We start from the raw sequence: 19,672 nt of genomic DNA, 5'->3' as shown, positions 1-19,672 counted from the left end.
TAATGAAGAAATTAATAGTAGTGCCCCTCGTCATTTCTATGTTTTTAGCGGGATGCGGCACTTCAGCAAATGATCAGGCTGCGGAAGAGGAAAAGCCAGTGTCAGAAACAGAAAACGAGAAAGTAGAAAAAGCAGAAGAAGAAAGCAATACAGAATCAAGAAATACAAAAAGCAATGAAGAAACAAATGCAGCAAAAAAGGATCAATCTTACCTTCTGACAGGTGAAAAAGAGAAATATATTAAAAAACTTAATGATATTAAAAAAGGCTTAGGTGAATTTGAAAAAGTATTGGAAAGTGGTACACAATTAGAAATGGGACAGGCTTACGGGGAAATTTTCACAAGATGGGATAATGCTTTAAATGATATCTATGGAGCTCTAGAGAAGCAACTTTCTGCTAGTGAAATGGATATGTTAAGAGAAGAACAGCGAGAATGGATCACATACAGAGATGAAACGGCAAAGAAGGAATCATTAAAATTTGAAGGCGGCACCATGGAATCATTGGAATATATAAGCACACAAGCACGGATTACAGAAGAGAGATGTTATGAGTTAGTTGAAGGTCATATGAAGTAGTAAAAGAGATTAGGTTTTTTAAACCACTGGCAGCATATTGTTTGGTTCAGGTTTTCTAATAGCTTTACTTACATTACATCGTCTAACAATATCATTTAATTGGTTCTTCAATGTAGCAATTGTAGAAGAACACTAGTTTAAAAACCTTTATTCTTGTTTGTTTTGAGAAAAATGAATTTTGGAACAAAAAAATTTATACCAATACTTTCATAACACCGTTCTATCTTCGAACGGTGTTATGTGTGTGTAGAACTATTAAGGTTAAACAACTTTTATAGGATTGCGCTTATCTTATTATAAATTAGACAGTATTAATGAAGCGAGAACCCCAAGTGAAGCAATCAGGCCTACGATAGGTCCTCCTTCTTCAAAAGCTTCAGGCATCATAGTGGAAGCGACCATTGCAATTATGCCACCCGCTGCAAACGCTCCGATAAATGAGAGCACTGTTTCGTCTGCGGTCTGCAGAAGAGAAAATCCAAGAAGAGAGCTAAGTGATGAAAGCATTAATACAATAATCCACATCAATAGGATCTTTTTCTTTGAATAATTGTCTTTACGCAATCCAACAGAGCTTGAAAGGCCCTCTGGAAAATTACTGATGAAAACAGCGGCCACCATTAATAAACTGACAGATCCATTCTGAAGCAAGCTGACACCAATGATGACAGATTCTGGAATAGCATCGATGACTGTGCCGATAAAAATAGATACCCCTGAATGATCATTTGGATTGTGCCTTGATCGCTTTCTTTCGTTTCCGCCTTTTTTAGTGATAATTAATTCAGAGACAGTAAACGTCAGAGAGCCAAAAATAAATCCGATGGACGCTGCCATTAAGCCTCCATCTTCTACAGATTCCCTAAGCAGCTCAAAAGAAGCGGCCCCGATTAAGACCCCAGTTCCAAAAGACATGATAAACCCTAATACTTTGCGTGGTATCTCCTTGTAAATGCCAAGTAAAGCACCAAGTAAAATAGAGGAACCAGCAAAAGCTCCCCAAAGTGCGGCCTGCAGCATTTGACAGATCCCTCCTTATAGAAAGTAAATCTACTGTTAGCTTACCAAAAATAGTGTAAAGCATACAAAAGATAATAGGAAATGAAGAGAATATTCTGTAAAATAGTAATGTAAGCGTTTACTATATGTCTGGGGGTGTTGGTATGGAAGCGAATTTGCTTTTTAATTTGAAAAAGTTTATGGACGATGATCTTTATGAATACACGGTACAGCAGCTTTCATCATTTCAGCAGCTTTGCTTCGAACACTTTGACCAAAGAGCGGTGCATACAGACAGAGAAGGACAGCCAAAACTCATTCGCTATGATAAGTTTGGACAGGATGTGTCGGAGATCTGGTTGAATGAAGGATACAAGAAAACAATTCAGGAGACTTACCAAACAGGGATTGTCGGTTATTTGCACAAAGACATTCCTGAGCTGAACCGAAAAGCGACCTATCATTATTCGTATGCATTTGGCTATCTTCTTTCTCAGGTAGAATCAGGGTTTTATTGTCCTGTCACACTGACTATGGCGACCGCATATTTACTTGATGAGTATGCAGATGATGAATTAAAAGATAAGTATTTACCGCATTTGATTTCAACAGGTGATACAGAACTTTATGAAGGGGCAACTTTTTTAACGGAAAGGCAGGGCGGTTCTGATGTTGGTGCAAATGAAACTAAGGCTGTAAAAGATGAAGGCTGCTACAGGCTTTATGGTGAAAAATACTTTGCCAGCAATGCAGGTGCATGCGGTGTTGCTGCAGTACTAGCAAGAATGGAAGGGTCTCAGCCTGGCACAAAAGGATTATCACTCTTCTTAGTCCCTTGGAAAAAAGAGGATGGAACTTCAAATCATATAAATATCAGAAGGTTAAAAGATAAGTTGGGTGTTCGTGCCGTACCATCTGCAGAAGTCGAGTTAAATGGAGCAATAGGCTACTTAATAGGAGATCCGGCAAGAGGTTTTTATTACATGATGGAGGCTCTCAATCTTTCGAGAATCTGCAATGCCATTGCATCTGTGGGGATTATGAGAAGAGCATTTATTGAAGCAAGCGGATATGCCGAACAACGGAAAGCTTTTGGAAAAAAGCTAGCGGAATCCCCAATGGTAAAAGATACTTTATGTAAAATGGCTGTTCGCCAGGAAGTTCAGACAAGTGCATGCTTTGAATTGATTCATCTGTTTGAGAAAGTAATGAGGGCCAAGGCATCATCAGAGGATGAAAACATTCTGACCCGTCTGTTCATTGCGCTATTAAAAGCCAGGACAGCAGAAGAGGCGATCACATTTTCTCATGAAGCGATAGAAATGCATGGAGGAAACGGGTATATTGAGGACTTTGTAACTCCAAGACTTCTTCGGGATTCTCAAGTGCTGACCGTGTGGGAAGGAACTGCTAATATATTAGGCTTAGAAATATTGCGTCTGATCAGAAAATATGCAGTACATGTCTCTTATTTATCATGGATTAAGAGGAACTTACAAGGTAACTCAATCATGAACGAAGGGATAAAAGAGCTAGAAGAATTACTCGATTTTCTTGATGGTCAGAAAGAAGATGTGTGGACCTATCATGCAAAGAGGCTATCCCATTTAATGTGTGACCTTTTACTAAGTGCCATTGCGATAAAGGATGCCAAATCAGGAGACGAACGAAAAAAAGCTATTGCAGAAGTCTGGCTCGACATGTGCTGGAACAAATCTTATAAAGACGAAAAAAAGCTGTCAGTCAGGTATTTTGATTTAATTGCAGAATCAAAAGGTACCGCCCTAAACGTATAAGGTAAACGAAAAAAGTCTTCCAGCTGGAAGACTTTTTTCAGGATTAACATATATAAATTGGTTGGGAGACAAGATTATTTCTCGAGAACGATTTTCTCAAGTTCATCGAGCATTAAGTTAGCAGCTTTTACACCGCCTGCAGTGTTCCAGATCGCATCATCAACTTGGTAGGCTTTTCCGCCTTTTACAGCATCAAGGTTTTTCCATAGCGGATCATTTGTAAATTCTTCTGCTTGTTTTTCAGCATCTGCTTTTGTTTCAGCAGGAGCATAAGTGAAGTAGAACAGATAATCTCCATCCATCTCTGGAATTAATTCTTTTGTTACTTCACGAACGAATAAATCGTCCGGGTTATCTGAGAATAATTTTTCAAGGTTTGCAGGACGTGCAAATCCAAGCTCTTCAAGAATGACACCTGAGAATGTATCTTTATAATAAATACGTGTTGTTCCAGCCATGAAACGAACGACTGAAATTTCTTGATCTAGTTTATCACCGGCTTTTGACTTAATATCCGCAATGCGGGCGTCATAGTCTGCAAGTACCTTTTTGCCTTCTTCTTCACGGTCCAATGCTTTAGCGTAGAAGCTGAAGTTTTCTTTCCAGTCGCCTCTAAGTGTTTCAGCAAAAACAGTAGGAGCGATTTGGCTTAACTTTTCATATTGATCTTCCTGGCGCATTTTGTTACCGATAATTAAATCAGGCTTTAATGCTGCAATTGCTTCCACATTAAGTGCGCTCTCATCACCTACAACCTCAACGTCTGTCATTTCATCTGAAATGTGATCATACCAAGGATCGCCTAACCATGATTTAACAGCACCTACAGGTTTAATGCCCATTGCAAGCAGCGCTTCTGTACCTTCATTTGTTAAAATAACAACTTTTTCAGGTTTTTTCTTAATTTCAGTTGTGCCCATTGCATGCTCAACAGTATATGCTTCGCTTTCTTTCTCTTTGCCGCCAGCATCCCCGGCCGTTTTTTCTTTCTCATCGTTCCCGCATGCTGCTAAAAGTACTGCAGATAAAACGATTGCAATAAGTGCCAGCCATGCCTTTTGATATGTAGCTTGCATGTGTTGTTACCCCCATATTTTCATTTGATAATGATTTTCATTTACAAGTTAAATATTAATTTTTCTGATTTAAGTTGTCAACATTTAATTGAAAATGATTTTCAAATTCAATTGAGTTTGTTACAATATTCTTAGAAAAATAATATGAAGTGATGGTTTCGCATCCAGGAGTATAGATATGTTATTACAGACGAATTTCATTCGATTTGCCGGATTGCTTTTAGGAATTATTTTGCTTGTAATCAGCATGTGCGCAAGTGTGGTGTACGGCTATACACAAACCTCTTGGCGACTAGCAATAGAGGCTTTCACAAATTTTAATGGTTCAAATGAACATTTGATTATTCAAACTGTACGTCTTCCAAGGGCTATAATTGCAGTCGTTGTTGGTGCATCCCTGGCCATTGCCGGAGCGTTAATGCAAGCCCTTACCAAAAATCCGCTCGCATCTCCGGGCGTATTCGGAATTAATGCTGGCGCAGGATTCTTTGTCGTTATCGCTGTGTCGATTTTCGGAGTCAGTTCCCTTCAGGCTTATACATGGATCTCCTTTTTAGGAGCAGCAGTTGCTGCTTTCTCTGTTTATTTTGTCGGTTCGTTTGGAAGAGAAGGACTGACTCCAATGAAGCTTACACTCGCCGGTGCTGCGATGGCTGCCCTTTTCTCATCGCTGACACAAGGTTTTTTGGTTACAAACGAATCTGCCCTTGACCAAGTATTATTCTGGCTAGCAGGGTCCGTTCAAGGACGAAAACTTGAAATGCTTTACAGTATTCTTCCTTACACTGGAACTGCTTTAATTATTTGCTTTTTCCTTGCTTCTAAAATTAACTTGCTGATGATGGGTGAAGATGTTGCAAAAGGGCTTGGCCAGAAAACCGGAACCGTAAAATTAATCACAGCTATTGTCATTATCTTTCTTGCTGGAGGGTCAGTTGCCATCGCAGGTCCTGTTGGATTTGTAGGTATTGTCATTCCGCATATTGCCCGTTACTTTGTCGGGAATGATCATCGCTGGATTCTTCCTTATTGTGCGGTGCTTGGCGGAGTTCTGCTTGTTGCAGCAGATATCTGCGCCAGATATGTAGTGATGCCGGAAGAGGTGCCTGTAGGAGTTATGACAGCACTTGTCGGTACACCATTTTTCATCTACATCGCACGCAGGGGGTTCGGCAAGTAATGAAAAGCTATCAACCTTTCAGAATAGGAAAAGGATTTCTTTCTTTCCTTATCGATAAAAAAGCATTTACGATTTTTTGTATTTTACTTGCGGTAACGGCGTTTGCCTTTCTTTTCAGCACAGGAATGGGCGATTTGCGCATTGGACCGATTCAGGTTCTGAAGACATTAATTGGCTATGGCACAGAGATGGAAGCACTTGTTATTCAATCTTTCAGACTGCCGCGTATTCTCATTGCTCTATTAGTGGGAATTTCTCTTGCCATAGCGGGCTGTATCCTTCAAGGAATTATCCGCAATCCGCTTGCTTCACCAGACATTATCGGAATTACCGGCGGGGCATCCGTTGCGGTGGTATTGTTCTTAGCTATTTTCAGTGATAAAAATAACTCCTTGACTGTTTCGATTCAATGGATGCCAGTGGCAGCCTTTATTGGAGCAACTGTTATTGCACTGTTAGTCTATGTATTGTCATGGAAAGGCGGATCGTCCTCGATCAGACTCGTTCTTGTGGGAATCGGGCTATCCATGCTTGCTCAGTCTCTTACAACTCTATTAATGATTAAAGGCCCGATTTATCGTGCAGCACAGGCCAACATTTGGATAACGGGAACCGTATATTCAGCCACTTGGGAGCAAGTCAAAATTATGGTGCCAATCACCATCATACTAGTAATCATCAGCTTTATTTTCGTTAGAAACGTGAACATTCAAGAATTAGGAGATGAGCTTGCAGCTGGAGTTGGAAGTGCTGTTCAGAGGAACCGGTTTATTCTTCTTTTAATCGCAACAGCTTTAACTGGGAGTGCTGTAGCGTTTGCCGGGGGAATTGGGTTTGTAGGCCTAATTGCTCCACATATTGCAAGAAGATTAGTCGGTTCATCTTTTGGGGCATTGCTGCCTGTTTCAGCCTTATTAGGTGCGCTGCTGGTGATCATCGCCGATTTAATAGGAAGGACGCTTTTTGCTCCAATGGAAATTCCTGCAGGAGTTTTCACTGCTGCAATTGGTGCACCATACTTCATTTACCTTCTATATAGAAGCAGAAATCATTAAAATCCTCATGTGAAAAGGGGCTCAGAGTCAAATGACTGCAATTAAAACAAAGGCGCTCACATTATCATACGGAGAATCAACGATTATCAATGAATTGGATTTAGACATTCCAAAGGGTGAAATCACAGTTTTCATCGGAAGCAACGGCTGCGGTAAGTCAACATTGCTGCGTTCAATCGCAAGACTGTTAAAACCGCAAAAAGGTGCAGTGCTTCTTGAAGGAGAGGCGATTGCAAAGCTCCCAACGAAAGAAGTGGCAAAAAAGCTTGCCATTCTTCCGCAGGGTCCTGCAGCACCAGAAGGGCTAACGGTTCTTCAGCTGGTTAAACAAGGCCGTTATCCTTATCAGAATTGGCTGAAGCAATGGACCGAAAAAGATGAGAAAGCAGTGATGGAAGCTTTGGAAGCTACAGGAATGATGGAGTTTGCCGAAAGACCGGTTGATTCATTATCAGGCGGGCAGCGCCAGCGTGCATGGATTGCCATGACTCTAGCCCAGGATACAGATATTATTTTGCTTGATGAACCGACTACGTATTTAGATATGACCCATCAAATTGAAATCCTTGACCTTTTATTTGAGCTGAACGAAAAAGAACAAAGAACGATTGTCATGGTTCTCCATGATCTGAATTTAGCCTGCAGGTATGCTCACCATATTGTTGCTATCAAGGATAAACAAATTTACGCTGAAGGCAGACCGGAACACGTCATTAATTGCAATTTAGTGAAAGATGTTTTTCAGATGAACTGTGAAGTTACAATGGATCCTTTATTTGGTACACCTCTATGTATTCCCCATGGCAGGGGCAGATGTATCATAAAAGAGGCCGCTATTTAGCATGAATCAGTTTGCAACTGAAGAGCTTGAAATCCTATCTAAATTCCGGCTAGGTTTGGAGCAGAGCTCTTCCACCCTGTCAACAGAAGCAAAAAATTTGCTGAATCCAGAATTTCTTTCCGGTTATTTAACTGAGATCCAGCCAAGAATACATTCAGACAGATTGAATGTAACAGGATCCATGCTGATTAAAAGGTATGCCTTCCTTGCAGCGATGGCACTTTTCTCTATGACTGTTTTTGGGAAAAGAATCAATACGAGTCCAGAAAATATAACGATTGAAACAGATGATGAAGACCCTTTATGGCTTCCTTCCTTTTACTTTCACACTTTAGAATGTATTCCGATGGAAGGAAGCAGAGAAAAATGGAGAGACGAATTGCTTGCCGATTTATTTCGAAATCATTTGAGCAGGATTTTAGGGGCTGTTTCAAAAGAAGCCAGAATTTCCAAGCTTATACTTTGGGAAAACATTGTCCTTTATGTCGTTTGGATGTACGATACCCTTCTTGAAAACAAACCTGAGTATGTTACGATAGAGCAAATACAAGATGATTACATGTACGTAGTGAAGGAAGCGGACGGAGAGCTTTTTGGAGACGGAATGAAAAATCCTTTCTTGCAGTTTTATGGAAAACAGAAGGCAGACGAGCCAAAAATGAGACAAACATGCTGTCTTTACTACTTAACTTCAGAAAAAAGAGATCGCTGCAGTACGTGTCCGAAGCACTGTCTTACATGACAGAGATTTTAGGTTAAGGAGGAGATTGCATGCAAGAAAATCTTAGAGAACCGCTGGGTGGATTAGTCGAAAAGTATACTGAATTGCTTCTTGGAGAGGGAACATCTGAGCTAAAGGAAAAAGTGAAAATGTGGGTAATCTATTCACACATCGCCAAATCCATGCCTCCTCTAGTTAAACACTGGAATGAAACATACCCAGATGAAAAGGAAAAGATGAAACAGTTAATTGCAGAGATTAAAGAGCTTAACGAACAGCATCGATTGAAATCAAAGAAGTAGAAAGATTCAAATCTCAGAGTAACTATTTAGGCTCTGGGATTTTTTGTTTTTATCTTCGAGATAGGCAGGGTGCTTTTTTGCATATTTCATTAGGAAATAATAAATAGGTGTACATAAAAAAAGGGAATAACCGATCCTGAAACTTCTATAATTGATCCATCTTGAAGAAGGGTAGGTTTCCATTTCAGCCATGTAATATTTAAACGTATAGCCATCTGTATATAACAGGCCTGCGGCAGTGATATAGAGAATTCCGGCAATCAAATGAAGTTTTATAAGCAGATTAAACTCCATAATTTTCCTTTATTGTGACTATACTGTATATTTCGTATGGGTGAAAGAGTTTTAAAACTTATGATTCCTTCTAAATACCACTCTAGCAATTGGAGGATAAAACATGATTGAATCTAATGTGAAAATACGTCCAATTGAAACAAAAGATCTCATTCATTTATGGGAGATCAAGTATAAAGAACAGCAGCCAGAATGGAAAAAGTGGGACGCTCCTTATTTTGAGCATAAGAGTCTTTCACTGACAGACTTTCTTGCTCAGAAAGAGAGCATTGTGAATCAAAAGGATTATTGGGCGATCGAAGTAAATGAAACAATTATTGGAACAGTAAGCTATTATTGGGAACACGAGCCTTCACGCTGGCTGGAGATGGGGATTGGCATTTATGATTCTTCTTATTGGAACGGCGGTCACGGAACAAGGGCCTTTCAGCTATGGATCACACGGTTATTTGAAACATTGCCTATAGTCAGAGTGGGATATACAACATGGTCAGGGAATATAAGAATGATTAAAGTAGGAGAAAAACTAGGGATGACAGTAGAAGGGCGTATGAGAAAATGCCGCATAGTAAATGGAGAATTCTATGATTCTATCAGAATGGGAATGTTAAGGGAAGAGTGGGAGGAGTTTGCAGCAAAATAGACTTCAATGCAGTAAATAAATGGATGAAGAAGAGGCTTTATATTCACATAGAAATCGAACAACTTTGCATGCCGGAAGCCCGGGATTAAACCCTAAAATGGTCTTTTCAGTTTGCACTTAAAAAAAAGCGCCCACTTTCGTGTGAGCACCTCTCTTGAATACTATTTCCAGATTTATTATCCGAAAAGCTGCTCTTACTGTCCGCACGAACTACTGTATGATCGGGAAATCAGGTTTTATTATCCGAAATGAGTATCTAATTATCCTATCGGCTAACAAGTGCTTCAAAATGAAAGAAGAAGGGTAATAAAGAAAACAGGTAATTCATTAGGGAGTGTGAACAGAATGGGAAATTGTAATCCAGTTATCGGCATATCAAGCTCAGTAGTGGATCATGGAGATATCCCGAGCGTGCATGTTCATCAAAAATATATCACCTCTGTCATACAAGCGGGAGGAGTTCCTGTTGTCATTCCGCTTGGTGATGATGAAATGGCAAAGATTATTGTTTCAAAATGCGATGGCATTATTTTAAGCGGAGGAGAGGATGTTGATCCTCATTCCTATGGTGAGGATCCTGACCCTAAGCTAAGAAAAACGAATGCTGCACGGGACGAAATGGAACTAGCCGTTGTTAAATATGCAAAAGAACACAAAAAACCGCTGTTTGGGATTTGCAGGGGCATTGCGATGCTGAATGCAGCTCTTGGAGGTACGGTGATACAGGATATAGAAAAAAATGACGATGAGGCAATAAAGCATTATCAGAAGGCAGAACGCCCCAACCCGACTCACGAAATCACTGTCAGTGAGGGCAGTAAATTAGAAGGTATTTTAGGAAGTACAACAGTTCGTGTAAATAGCATGCATCATCAAGCAGCAGGACAGCTCGCACCAGATGTTATAGCCACTGCTAAAGCTTCAGATGGTGTAGTGGAAGCGATAGAAGGTACAGATAAGGACTGGTATGTACTTGCTGTTCAATGGCATCCGGAAGAAATGGCTGCTGAAGATGAAGCAATGCATAATTTGTTTAAAACATTTATAGATGAATGTAAATAAAACCTGCTGAGAATATAGGAATAGTACTGATAAGGCGATTTTTACCCAGAGGAAATGTAATCTTCACATGAGCCAGAAATAAAAAGAAAGCAGCAGTTTGCTGCTTTCTTTTTATTGAAGATAGGGCGACTGCTGCTGCAGATAATTTGAGAATTGCTGATAGGATTGCTGCAGCTTTTGGCTGTCGGCAGCTTCAAGCTTATACCAGCCGTTCTTATACATTAGATTGTAAAGTTCTCTTTGACAGTTTTGCGTTTCGTTGAAAATACCCTGAATGTCCTGATAAAGAGAATCATGGCTCATTTCATTTAAAGCCGTGCAATAAGAGTCTGTCATATATTTCTCCGTAGCCAGCAGCTCATTAATAAAATCACGGTCATTCATTTGAGGACTTTGCGGAACCTGTGTTTCGGGATTGCCGATTTTATTCTGATTTTGACTATTGTTCATTGTACACCTCCTATTGAAGCTGTGCTCCGTTTGCTTGTTGATTTGAATTCAAATGAGTTAAAATCCTTGAGTAGTGCTGCTCATGCATTTTTCCCACTTTTTCCAGCTCCATTTTTAATTCCTGTTCAGCACACTGAGAAGCAAAGAAATGAGCTTTTTTCATGGCGAGCAAATTCCATGAGAGCATGTCTGTCAAATAAAGGTGATCTTTAGTAGTTATGACAGCTGGGGGCTGTGGCTGCTGCATCATGCCTTGCTGAGTGCCTGTGTTTTGCTGTTGCTGCATATTAAAACCTCCTTCAAGCATTTTCTTTCTTATCGTTCCTCATCTTTTTAGTTCTATACAAATTACAATTGACAAGTATCGACAAAATCAAATCTGATTAATTTTCAAAAAGTTCAAAATATGGTAAAATGAAAGGTACTTTAGGGCAATTTAGTTAAGCGTTATCATGCATAATAAATAGGATGGATGAATAGTGGGGGGCTTCAAATGGAGCAATTACTTCGAAACATTTTCTTATTTTTATCGAAAAATAAAGGTTTGACCAAGTTAGCCAAAAGATATGGACTGCGTTTTGGAGCATCACGTTTTGTAGCTGGAGAAACAATCGATCTTGCAACAGCAGTCATTAAAGATTTAAATGAAAAGAATTTAGATGTTACGATTGATTACCTAGGAGAATTCGTCGATCATGAAGAAGAAGCAAACGAAATGGCTGATAATTCAATCAAAGCAATCGAAGCGATCGGAAGAGAAAACCTCAGATCACAGCTTTCTCTTAAGATGACATCGATGGGACTTGATATTTCAGATGAGATTGTCCTGCGAAATATGCGGAAAATCCTTGATGCAGCCAAGACAAATCATGTCTTTGTTACAATTGATATGGAGGATTACTCGCGCTGTCAGAAATCCATTGATATCTTTAAAGAGCTCAGAAAAGACTATGACAATGTCGGTACGGTTATTCAAGCCTATTTATACCGAACAGTTAAAGACATAGAAGATTTAAATCAGTATCACCCAAACCTGCGATTAGTAAAAGGTGCATATAAAGAGTCCCCCCAAGTTGCTTATCCGGAAAAGAAAGATGTGGATGAGAACTTCAAAACCATTATTAAAATGCATTTATTGAATGGCAATTATACAGCAGTAGCGACTCATGATGATGCTATGATTGATTTTACAAAGCAATTTGTGAAAGAAAATAACATTCAGAACGATCAATTTGAATTTCAAATGCTATATGGCATTCGGCCTGAACGCCAGCTTGAATTAGTAAAAGAAGGATATAAAATGCGAGTGTATGTCCCATATGGAACAGATTGGTATGGCTATTTCATGCGCCGTCTTGCTGAACGTCCGGCAAACGTTGCGTTTGTTTTAAAAGGGATTGTGAAGAAATAATGAAATGCCCCGCATCTATATCAGATACGGGGAGTTTTCTGCATGAAAAATGAATAACTGCAGAAATGAATGTACAACGCTAGTAAAGGAGTTCTATTTCACTGCTCTAAAAACCTGAATAATTCACTGTTGAATTTCTCTTTTTCATCAAAGAATAATCCATGTCCGCTATTCTCAAAAGGAACAACGAAAGAGTATTGAATTCCCTCGTTCATTGCCTCTGTAAATTCAAATGGACAGATTTGATCCTTTTTGCCATGAAAGATTGCAGTCGGCACATTCACTTTCTTTAAATCTGTGCGAACATCTTCATCACGCAGAGCTTCAGCAGATTTTATCGTTGCATAAGAAGAGGCTTCAAGACCAAGACCGTGAAACCATTCCTTAAATTCATCGGATAGCTCGCATTCAAAGAACATCTGCGCGAAATCAGCAAGCATGGCCGGACGCCTGAAAAGAAGCTGATCCAAATAATAATCAGCTTCCTCTATTATTCATGTCCCATGTTATGCTTTTTGTATTGCTGGTTTGTGCTGGACCGTTTGCCCCCGCCGTCCATTTCGTTTGTTGGACCAGAGCTGCCTTTTACGCTGGAAGCACTGACACCTGCTTTAGATGGTTCCTTTTTTAATCTTGCCATAATTGGTCACCTCCTGGCTCTTATCCTTTCCAGTCCCTTATTTTTTCATCCAAATTTCAAATAATGTGTGAATTTTTTGTAAATCTATTGAACAAATTTTCTAAATCTTTTATATTAATATATAGAGGAATTGATTCCTGACTATTTTTTTAATCAAAAAATGAATGAGCATTCATTCAAAAACCGACAAAGGGGGAGCATTCATGGTCCAGCGTATTAAAAAAGCTGCAGTCTTAGGATCTGGTGTAATGGGTTCAGGAATTGCTGCACATTTGGCAAATATCGGAATCCCTGTTTTATTGCTTGATATCGTACCGCGCACGCTTACGGATGAGGAAGAAAAGAAAGGGTTTTCGTTAGAAGATAGTCCTGTCAGAAATCGAATCTCAAACGTATCTATACAAAAACTATTAAAACAAAAACCAGCTCCATTAACTGCAAAAGAAAACCTTTCACTGATCGAAGCGGGTAACTTCGAAGATGATATGCACAGATTGTCTGAAGTCGATTGGATTATTGAAGTTGTTGTAGAGAATTTAGACATTAAGAAAAAAGTGTTTACATTAGTAGATCAATATAGAAAACAAGGAAGCATTGTAAGCTCAAATACATCCGGCATCTCAGTTGAAGCGATGTCAGAGGGAAGATCTGAGGACTTCCAGAAGCATTTTCTTGGAACTCATTTCTTTAACCCGCCGCGCTACTTGAAGTTACTTGAAGTTATTCCGACAAAAGCAACATCACCAGAGGTATTGTCATTTGTAAAAATGTTTGGAGAAGATGTTCTGGGCAAAGGAGTCGTAGAAGCGAAAGACACGCCAAACTTTATTGCCAATCGGATCGGAACGTATGGACTGCTCGTAACCGTTCAGGAAATGCTGAAAGGAAAATACAGTGTTGGTGAGGTCGACTCCATTACAGGACCGTTAATCGGCAGACCTAAAAGTGCAACCTTCAGAACACTGGATGTTGTAGGACTTGATACATTTGCACATGTAGCGAAAAATGTATATGACCAAGTTGATGGAAAAGAGAAAAATGTTTTTGAAATCCCGGACTTCATGAAGAAAATGCTTGAAAATGGATGGCTTGGAAGCAAATCCGGTCAAGGCTTCTTTAAAAAAGAAGGTAAAGATATCCTTGAACTGAATCCAGGCACTTTAGAATATGGGGAACGCACAAAACTAAAAGCGCAGAGCATTGATGCAGCCAAACAGGCAAAAGGCGCTGCAGCAAAAATGAAAGCGCTTATCTATTCTGGAGACCGTGCAGGTCAATTGTTATGGAACATCACAAGTCCTACGCTGCTGTATTCTGCAGAGCTTTTAGGCGAAATTGCTGATGACATCATTGCAATTGACGAAGCTATGAAATGGGGATTTGGCTGGCAGCATGGACCATTTGAAACATGGGACGCAATTGGAGTAGCGAAATCAGTAGAGAAGATGGAAGCTGAAGGTCAAGAAGTTCCTGGATGGATGAAAGAGATGCTTGAGCGAGGATTTACATCTTTCTATAAAAAAGAAGAAGGAATTTCTTATTTTTACCATGATGGGGACTATAAGCGAATTCAGAAAAACGATAAAGTCATTGATTTAAAAGATAGAAAAGAGAAAAAAGGCGTTATTAAAAAGAACAGCGGTGCAAGTTTAATTGATCTTGGCGATGAAGTAGCGCTGCTTGAATTCCATTCGCCTAACAATGCAATCGGCATGGATATCATTCAAATGATTAACTTTGCTGTCGATGAAGTCAGCAAAAACTACAAAGGTCTTGTAATTGGAAATCAAGGCAAGAACTTTTGCGTTGGTGCAAACCTTGCCATGATTCTGATGGAAGCTCAGGATGATAACTATTTTGAAGTTGATATGGTCGTCCGCCACTTCCAGCAGGCGATGATGAAAATCAAATACAGCCCTAAGCCAGTTGTAGCTGCACCATTTGGCATGACACTTGGCGGCGGAGCAGAAATCTGCCTGCCAGCTGCACATATCCAAGCTTCAAGTGAAACATATATGGGTCTGGTTGAAGCCGGTGTTGGATTAATTCCAGGCGGCGGCGGAAACAAAGAACTCTACATTAAACTTCTTAACAGTATTCCTAAAGGCGTAGATTTCGATCTTCAAAATGTAGCAAACAAAGTATTTGAGACGATCGCAACCGCAAAAGTTTCAGCATCAGCTGCAGAAGCAAGACAGAATTTTTTCTTAAATGATAATGATTCTGTCAGTTTTAACGGAGATCATCTGCTGCATGATGCAAAGCAAAAAGTCATTGAGCTTTTTGATAAAGGATATATGGCTCCTATCCGCAAAAAGATTCCGGTTGTCGGAGAAACAGGGTATGCGACGCTGTTACTAGGTGCTCAATCAATGCTTCAATCAGGCTATATTTCAGAGCATGATTTGAAAATTGCTAAAAAGTTAGCTTACGTGATAGCCGGCGGGAAGATTCCGTTTGGTACAGAAGTAGATGAACAATATTTATTGGATTTAGAGAGAGAAGCATTCCTGAGCTTAGTTAAAGAAAGCAAATCACAGCAAAGAATGCAGCACATGCTTGTTAAAGGGAAACCACTACGTAATTAGGAGGGTGCACTGTTATGAGAGAAGCGGTCATTGTAGCAGGTGCGAGAACACCTGTAGGAAGAGCGAAAAAAGGATCACTTGCAAATGTAAGACCAGATGATTTAGGAGCTCTTGTCGTAAAAGAGACGTTGAAGCGAGCAGGGAATTATGAAGGAAATATTGATGACCTGATCATCGGATGTGCCATGCCTGAAGCAGAACAAGGCTTAAACGTAGCACGTAATATCGGCGCATTAGCAGGTCTGCCTTACACGGTTCCTGCGATCACTGTCAATCGCTACTGTTCTTCTGGATTGCAGAGCATTGCTTATGCAGCAGAAAAAATCATGCTTGGACATTCTGATACCATTATTGCAGGCGGAGCAGAATCAATGAGCATGGTGCCGATGATGGGGCATGTTATCCGTCCAAATGCAGATCTTGCTGAAAATGCACCTGAGTACTATATGGGAATGGGTCATACAGCAGAGCAAGTTGCAAGAAAGTATGGTGTTAGCCGTGAGGATCAGGACGCATTTGCAGTCCGAAGCCATGAGCGTGCAGCAAAAGCCATTCAAGAAGGCAAGTTTGATGATGAAATTGTTGCTGTAGATGTTGCGCAAAGAAGTGTAGGTGCTGATCATAAGCTACAGGAAAAACAATTCAAATTTTCTAAAGATGAAGGTGTGCGACCTGGAACGAGCATGCAGATTCTCGCAAATTTAAGGCCCGCATTTTCTGTGAAAGGTTCCGTAACAGCAGGGAACTCTTCGCAAACAAGTGATGGTGCAGCAGCTGTCATGGTAATGGATCGTGAGAAGGCTGATGCACTTGGCTTACAGTCTCTTGTTAAATTCAGATCCTTTGCAGTCGGAGGTGTGCCGCCTGAAGTAATGGGAATTGGTCCGATAGAAGCCATACCCCGTGCGTTGAAACAAGCTGGACTTAGCTTATCAGATATAGGTTTATTCGAATTAAACGAAGCATTTGCCTCGCAATCCATTCAAGTGATAAGAGAGCTTGGACTTGATGAGGAAAAAGTGAATGTAAACGGAGGCGCCATTGCCTTAGGTCATCCGCTTGGCTGTACTGGAGCAAAGCTCACACTTTCTCTTATTCATGAAATGAAACGCCGCAATGAACAATTCGGCGTTGTCACAATGTGCATTGGCGGTGGCATGGGAGCAGCAGGAGTATTTGAACTGATTTAAAGAAATGAAAGACCAAAATAAATTAATGGGGGAAACAAATATGTCTAAAACGACTGAAAATGTCATTAAAGGCGGCAGCTTTTTACTTGATGATGTAACTTTTGAAAGTGTATTTACTCCTGAGGATTTTACAGATGAGCATAAAATGATAGCAAAAACGACGGAAGATTTTGTAGTAAACGATGTTCTTCCACAATTAGAGGATATTGAAAATCATCAATTTGATAAATCAGTGAAGCTTCTTAAGAAAGCTGGTGAGCTTGGACTGCTTGGAGCAGATGTTCCTGAAGAATACGGCGGGCTTGGGTTAGATAAAATCAGTTCTGCTTTAATCACAGAAAAATTTGCACGTGCAGGCAGTTTCTCATTATCATACGGTGCACATGTAGGAATTGGCTCTCTTCCAATTGTGCTATTCGGCAATGAAGAACAAAAACATCAATATCTGCCTGACCTTGCAACAGGACAGCGAATTGCAGCTTATGCCTTAACAGAGCCAGGTTCAGGCTCTGACGCACTTGGTGCAAGAGCTACTGCAAAACTAAATGCTGAAGGTACACATTATGTATTAAATGGGGAAAAGCAATGGATTACAAACTCAGGCTTCGCTGATGTTTTTGTTGTCTATGCAAAAGTTGACGGCGAGCATTTCTCAGCTTTCATTGTTGAGAAAGAATATCCGGGTGTTTCAACAGGACCAGAAGAAAAGAAAATGGGTATTAAAGGATCTTCTACTAGAACTCTTATTCTTGAGGATGCCATGGTTCCAAAAGAAAATTTATTAGGAGACCTTGGAAAAGGCCATGTCATTGCTTTTAATATTCTTAACATCGGAAGATATAAATTAGCTGTTGGAACAATTGGCGGTTCTAAACGCATTATCGATGTATCTGTTCAATATGCAAATCAGCGCCAGCAATTTAAAACGCCTATCAGCAGCTTCTCGCTGATTCAAGAAAAATTAGCTAACATGGCTTCTAAAACCTATGCAATGGAAAGCTCTGTCTACCGTACAGTCGGGTTGTTTGAAGATCGCATGAGCCGTCTGACACCAGAAGAAGTAAAAGACGGCAAAGAAGTAGCTGCCTCAATTGCCGAATATGCAATTGAGTGTTCATTAAATAAAGTTTTAGGGTCTGAAACGCTTGATTATGTAGTAGATGAAGGGGTACAAATTCACGGGGGATACGGATTTATGTCAGAGTACGAAGTGGAAAGAGCATACCGTGACTCCCGTATTAACCGTATTTTTGAAGGAACAAATGAAATTAACCGCCTTTTAGTGCCGGGAACGTATTTGCGCAAAGCAATGAAAGGTGAATTGCCACTGCTGCAAAAAGCTCAGGCTCTGCAGGAAGAGTTAATGATGCTTATGCCTGATGAAGTTGGAGAGGGAGTACTAGAGCAAGAGAAGCATCTATTGAAAAATGCTAAAAAGATTGGATTAATGATTGCTGGACTTGCTGCACAAAAGTACGGTCAGGCGCTGCAAAAAGAACAAGAAGTACTTGTTAACATTGCAGATATCGTCAGCAATGTATACGCAATGGAATCTGCTATTTTGCGGACTGAAAAAGCAATTAACAAATCAGGTGAAGCGAAAAACAGCCAAAAGCTGCTCTACACACAAGTTTATTGCCAAGAAGCATTCAATGAGATTGAAGCACATGCTAAAGAATCCCTAGTTGCGATTGAACAAGGAGATACACTTCGCATGATGATTTCAGCATTAAGAAAATTCACTCGTCATACTCCAATTAACGTTATCGCTAAAAAGCGCGAAATCGCTGCAGCGTTAATTGAAGAAAATGGTTATCGGGCGTAATCTTTTATAAATCGAGAGACCTTTCTCTGAAATAGGGAAAGGTCTTTTTTTAATTTCTGAAGTTATACATATTGAGAATAAAGAGACCTCATACTAACCTTGATTTCTTTCTATATTCTAAGAGTTTTGAAACTTGTAATTATGATTGTCCATTTGAATGTGTTAAAATAAAGGTTGTGCAATTATGGATGCAGGTGGTGAAAAAAGTGGCGCTGACGTTTTACTGGTACCCAAAATGCGGGACATGCCGAAAAGCAAAAAAGTGGTTTGAGGATCACCAATTGCAGGTAGAAGAAGTACATATTGTCGAAAATCCACCGACAAAAGAACAATTGAAAAAAATGCTGGATAACAGCGGATTAGAAGTGAAGAAATTCTTTAATACCAGTGGACAAAAATACCGTGAATTAGGGTTAAAGGAGAAAGTTGCTTCTGTATCTGAAGATGAATTGATTGAAATTTTAGCTTCAGATGGAATGCTGATTAAAAGACCTTTAACAACCGATGGAAAAAATGTGACAGTCGGTTTTAAAGAAGAACAATTTGAAGAAATGTGGTTAATGAAGTAGAAGACTTTCCTTACCAGTCTTTTTACAAATAAACAACGATAAAATTTGGAGGTAATAAGTATGAACACACCGAAAGAACTTCGTTATTCTGAAGAACATGAGTGGGTTAAAGTTGAAGGAGAAAAAGTGCGCATCGGAATTACTGATTTTGCACAATCAGAACTCGGTGATATTGTGTTTGTTGAGCTTCCAGAAGTAGGAGATGAAATCAAAGCAGACGAGCCTTTCGGCAGTGTTGAGTCTGTAAAAACGGTTTCTGAGCTATATGCACCAATCAGCGGGAAAGTTGTTGAAATTAACGAAGACCTGGATGATAGCCCAGAATTCGTAAATGAGTCACCTTACGAAAAAGCATGGATGATTGTCATTGAACCAAGCAGTGTAAGTGATGTTGAGAACCTGATGACTGCTGAACAATATGAGGAAATGACAAACGAAGACTGATAAAC

21 protein-coding genes are annotated in these 19,672 nt (G+C 39.9%); 15 read left to right on the top strand and 6 right to left on the bottom strand.

The features are described 5' to 3' along the window. Positions 1 to 2 precede the first annotated feature (2 nt). Positions 3 to 581 carry a lysozyme inhibitor LprI family protein gene (locus CYJ36_RS14300; protein WP_180850332.1) on the top strand — a complete coding sequence of 193 codons (579 nt, stop codon included), beginning with the start codon at positions 3 to 5 and terminating at the stop codon, positions 579 to 581. 294 nt (positions 582 to 875) lie between these two features. On the opposite strand, the gene CYJ36_RS14295 is transcribed toward CYJ36_RS14300, so the two are convergent. After that, positions 876 to 1,601, bottom strand: a complete 726-nt coding sequence (locus tag CYJ36_RS14295; RefSeq protein WP_101567938.1) for a ZIP family metal transporter — start codon at positions 1,599 to 1,601, stop codon at positions 876 to 878. Between the two features lie 143 nt (positions 1,602 to 1,744). On the opposite strand from CYJ36_RS14295, the gene CYJ36_RS14290 reads away from it, so the two are divergent. After that, positions 1,745 to 3,376, top strand: coding sequence for an acyl-CoA dehydrogenase family protein (locus CYJ36_RS14290; protein ID WP_257962486.1), 1,632 nt, complete (start codon positions 1,745 to 1,747; stop codon positions 3,374 to 3,376). A 74-nt stretch (positions 3,377 to 3,450) separates the two neighbouring features. Here CYJ36_RS14290 and CYJ36_RS14285 read toward each other — a convergent pair whose 3' ends face one another. Continuing rightward, positions 3,451 to 4,452 carry an ABC transporter substrate-binding protein gene (locus tag CYJ36_RS14285; protein WP_101567936.1) on the bottom strand — a complete coding sequence of 334 codons (1,002 nt, stop codon included), beginning with the start codon at positions 4,450 to 4,452 and terminating at the stop codon, positions 3,451 to 3,453. A gap of 178 nt (positions 4,453 to 4,630) precedes the next feature. Here CYJ36_RS14285 and CYJ36_RS14280 point away from each other — a divergent pair, with 178 nt between their 5' ends. From CYJ36_RS14280 to CYJ36_RS14245, 7 genes are all read left to right on the top strand, one after another. Then, positions 4,631 to 5,632 carry a FecCD family ABC transporter permease gene (locus tag CYJ36_RS14280; protein WP_101567935.1) on the top strand — a complete coding sequence of 334 codons (1,002 nt, stop codon included), beginning with the start codon at positions 4,631 to 4,633 and terminating at the stop codon, positions 5,630 to 5,632. Beyond that, a complete protein-coding gene (locus tag CYJ36_RS14275; protein ID WP_101567934.1) occupies positions 5,632 to 6,687 on the top strand; it encodes a FecCD family ABC transporter permease in 1,056 nt (351 codons plus the stop codon). The genes CYJ36_RS14280 and CYJ36_RS14275 overlap by 1 nt, the downstream gene beginning before the upstream one ends. Before the next feature lie 31 nt (positions 6,688 to 6,718). Further along, positions 6,719 to 7,528, top strand: a complete 810-nt coding sequence (locus CYJ36_RS14270) for an ABC transporter ATP-binding protein (RefSeq protein ID WP_101567933.1) — start codon at positions 6,719 to 6,721, stop codon at positions 7,526 to 7,528. A 1-nt stretch (position 7,529) separates the two neighbouring features. Continuing rightward, positions 7,530 to 8,270 (top strand): IucA/IucC family C-terminal-domain containing protein, encoded by a 741-nt coding sequence (locus CYJ36_RS14265; protein ID WP_101568144.1) that lies wholly within the window; start codon positions 7,530 to 7,532, stop codon positions 8,268 to 8,270. Positions 8,271 to 8,299: 29 nt separating this feature from the next. Beyond that, the gene (locus CYJ36_RS14260) at positions 8,300 to 8,551 is read left to right on the top strand and encodes a DUF2573 family protein (RefSeq protein WP_101567932.1); all 252 of its coding nucleotides are present in this window, start codon (positions 8,300 to 8,302) and stop codon (positions 8,549 to 8,551) included. 397 nt (positions 8,552 to 8,948) lie between these two features. Beyond that, entirely contained in the window at positions 8,949 to 9,488 is a 540-nt protein-coding gene (locus CYJ36_RS14250; RefSeq protein WP_101567930.1) for a GNAT family N-acetyltransferase, read from the top strand. A gap of 345 nt (positions 9,489 to 9,833) precedes the next feature. Continuing rightward, the gene (locus CYJ36_RS14245; RefSeq protein WP_101567929.1) at positions 9,834 to 10,550 is read left to right on the top strand and encodes a gamma-glutamyl-gamma-aminobutyrate hydrolase family protein; all 717 of its coding nucleotides are present in this window, start codon (positions 9,834 to 9,836) and stop codon (positions 10,548 to 10,550) included. Between the two features lie 111 nt (positions 10,551 to 10,661). On the opposite strand, the gene CYJ36_RS14240 is transcribed toward CYJ36_RS14245, so the two are convergent. Further along, positions 10,662 to 11,000 carry a spore coat protein gene (locus CYJ36_RS14240; protein ID WP_101567928.1) on the bottom strand — a complete coding sequence of 113 codons (339 nt, stop codon included), beginning with the start codon at positions 10,998 to 11,000 and terminating at the stop codon, positions 10,662 to 10,664. A 10-nt stretch (positions 11,001 to 11,010) separates the two neighbouring features. Then, positions 11,011 to 11,286: a hypothetical protein gene (locus tag CYJ36_RS14235; RefSeq protein WP_101567927.1), complete on the bottom strand. Its 276-nt coding sequence runs from the start codon at positions 11,284 to 11,286 to the stop codon at positions 11,011 to 11,013. Between the two features lie 207 nt (positions 11,287 to 11,493). Between CYJ36_RS14235 and CYJ36_RS14230 the strand changes: the two genes are divergently transcribed. Then, a complete protein-coding gene (locus CYJ36_RS14230) occupies positions 11,494 to 12,411 on the top strand; it encodes a proline dehydrogenase family protein (RefSeq protein ID WP_101567926.1) in 918 nt (305 codons plus the stop codon). A 98-nt stretch (positions 12,412 to 12,509) separates the two neighbouring features. Here the strand turns inward: CYJ36_RS14230 and CYJ36_RS14225 are convergent, their stop codons facing one another. Together CYJ36_RS14225 and CYJ36_RS14220 are read right to left on the bottom strand one after the other, a co-directional pair. After that, positions 12,510 to 12,881, bottom strand: coding sequence for an alpha/beta fold hydrolase (locus tag CYJ36_RS14225; RefSeq protein WP_101567925.1), 372 nt, complete (start codon positions 12,879 to 12,881; stop codon positions 12,510 to 12,512). 20 nt (positions 12,882 to 12,901) lie between these two features. After that, positions 12,902 to 13,051, bottom strand: a complete 150-nt coding sequence (locus tag CYJ36_RS14220) for a YuzL family protein (protein WP_101567924.1) — start codon at positions 13,049 to 13,051, stop codon at positions 12,902 to 12,904. Positions 13,052 to 13,254: 203 nt separating this feature from the next. On the opposite strand from CYJ36_RS14220, the gene CYJ36_RS14215 reads away from it, so the two are divergent. The 5 genes from CYJ36_RS14215 (at position 13,255) to gcvH (ending at position 19,667) form a co-directional block, all read left to right on the top strand. Then, a complete protein-coding gene (locus tag CYJ36_RS14215) occupies positions 13,255 to 15,639 on the top strand; it encodes a 3-hydroxyacyl-CoA dehydrogenase/enoyl-CoA hydratase family protein (protein WP_101567923.1) in 2,385 nt (794 codons plus the stop codon). 14 nt (positions 15,640 to 15,653) lie between these two features. After that, the gene (locus CYJ36_RS14210; protein ID WP_101567922.1) at positions 15,654 to 16,829 is read left to right on the top strand and encodes an acetyl-CoA C-acetyltransferase; all 1,176 of its coding nucleotides are present in this window, start codon (positions 15,654 to 15,656) and stop codon (positions 16,827 to 16,829) included. A 40-nt stretch (positions 16,830 to 16,869) separates the two neighbouring features. Then, positions 16,870 to 18,654 carry an acyl-CoA dehydrogenase family protein gene (locus CYJ36_RS14205; RefSeq protein WP_101567921.1) on the top strand — a complete coding sequence of 595 codons (1,785 nt, stop codon included), beginning with the start codon at positions 16,870 to 16,872 and terminating at the stop codon, positions 18,652 to 18,654. A gap of 206 nt (positions 18,655 to 18,860) precedes the next feature. Then, entirely contained in the window at positions 18,861 to 19,223 is a 363-nt protein-coding gene (locus tag CYJ36_RS14200; RefSeq protein WP_101567920.1) for an arsenate reductase family protein, read from the top strand. A 60-nt stretch (positions 19,224 to 19,283) separates the two neighbouring features. After that, positions 19,284 to 19,667: a glycine cleavage system protein GcvH gene (gene gcvH / locus CYJ36_RS14195; protein WP_101567919.1), complete on the top strand. Its 384-nt coding sequence runs from the start codon at positions 19,284 to 19,286 to the stop codon at positions 19,665 to 19,667. The last annotated feature ends 5 nt before the right edge of the window (positions 19,668 to 19,672 follow it).

It is taken from the genome of Bacillus sp. UMB0893 (genome assembly GCF_002858905.1).
Classification (GTDB): domain Bacteria; phylum Bacillota; class Bacilli; order Bacillales; family Bacillaceae; genus Bacillus_P.
The sequence above is the reverse complement of the archived record's forward strand: the minus strand, read 5'-3'. Positions and strand labels throughout refer to the sequence as shown.

Excerpts from the sequence above, each read along its gene's own strand:
- CYJ36_RS14280 (WP_101567935.1), top strand. The coding sequence starts at position 4,631 with ATGTTATTACAGACGAATTTCATTCGATTTGCCGGATTGCTTTTAGGA.
- CYJ36_RS14220 (WP_101567924.1), bottom strand. The coding sequence starts at position 13,051 with ATGGCAAGATTAAAAAAGGAACCATCTAAAGCAGGTGTCAGTGCTTCC.
- CYJ36_RS14270 (WP_101567933.1), top strand. The coding sequence starts at position 6,719 with ATGACTGCAATTAAAACAAAGGCGCTCACATTATCATACGGAGAATCA.
- CYJ36_RS14290 (WP_257962486.1), top strand. The coding sequence starts at position 1,745 with ATGGAAGCGAATTTGCTTTTTAATTTGAAAAAGTTTATGGACGATGAT.
- CYJ36_RS14210 (WP_101567922.1), top strand. The coding sequence starts at position 15,654 with ATGAGAGAAGCGGTCATTGTAGCAGGTGCGAGAACACCTGTAGGAAGA.
- CYJ36_RS14295 (WP_101567938.1), bottom strand. The coding sequence starts at position 1,601 with ATGCTGCAGGCCGCACTTTGGGGAGCTTTTGCTGGTTCCTCTATTTTA.
- CYJ36_RS14235 (WP_101567927.1), bottom strand. The coding sequence starts at position 11,286 with ATGCAGCAACAGCAAAACACAGGCACTCAGCAAGGCATGATGCAGCAG.
- CYJ36_RS14250 (WP_101567930.1), top strand. The coding sequence starts at position 8,949 with ATGATTGAATCTAATGTGAAAATACGTCCAATTGAAACAAAAGATCTC.
- CYJ36_RS14205 (WP_101567921.1), top strand. The coding sequence starts at position 16,870 with ATGTCTAAAACGACTGAAAATGTCATTAAAGGCGGCAGCTTTTTACTT.
- gcvH (WP_101567919.1), top strand. The coding sequence starts at position 19,284 with ATGAACACACCGAAAGAACTTCGTTATTCTGAAGAACATGAGTGGGTT.
- CYJ36_RS14265 (WP_101568144.1), top strand. The coding sequence starts at position 7,530 with ATGAATCAGTTTGCAACTGAAGAGCTTGAAATCCTATCTAAATTCCGG.
- CYJ36_RS14230 (WP_101567926.1), top strand. The coding sequence starts at position 11,494 with ATGGAGCAATTACTTCGAAACATTTTCTTATTTTTATCGAAAAATAAA.
- CYJ36_RS14300 (WP_180850332.1), top strand. The coding sequence starts at position 3 with ATGAAGAAATTAATAGTAGTGCCCCTCGTCATTTCTATGTTTTTAGCG.
- CYJ36_RS14260 (WP_101567932.1), top strand. The coding sequence starts at position 8,300 with ATGCAAGAAAATCTTAGAGAACCGCTGGGTGGATTAGTCGAAAAGTAT.
- CYJ36_RS14285 (WP_101567936.1), bottom strand. The coding sequence starts at position 4,452 with ATGCAAGCTACATATCAAAAGGCATGGCTGGCACTTATTGCAATCGTT.
- CYJ36_RS14275 (WP_101567934.1), top strand. The coding sequence starts at position 5,632 with ATGAAAAGCTATCAACCTTTCAGAATAGGAAAAGGATTTCTTTCTTTC.
- CYJ36_RS14215 (WP_101567923.1), top strand. The coding sequence starts at position 13,255 with ATGGTCCAGCGTATTAAAAAAGCTGCAGTCTTAGGATCTGGTGTAATG.
- CYJ36_RS14240 (WP_101567928.1), bottom strand. The coding sequence starts at position 11,000 with ATGAACAATAGTCAAAATCAGAATAAAATCGGCAATCCCGAAACACAG.
- CYJ36_RS14245 (WP_101567929.1), top strand. The coding sequence starts at position 9,834 with ATGGGAAATTGTAATCCAGTTATCGGCATATCAAGCTCAGTAGTGGAT.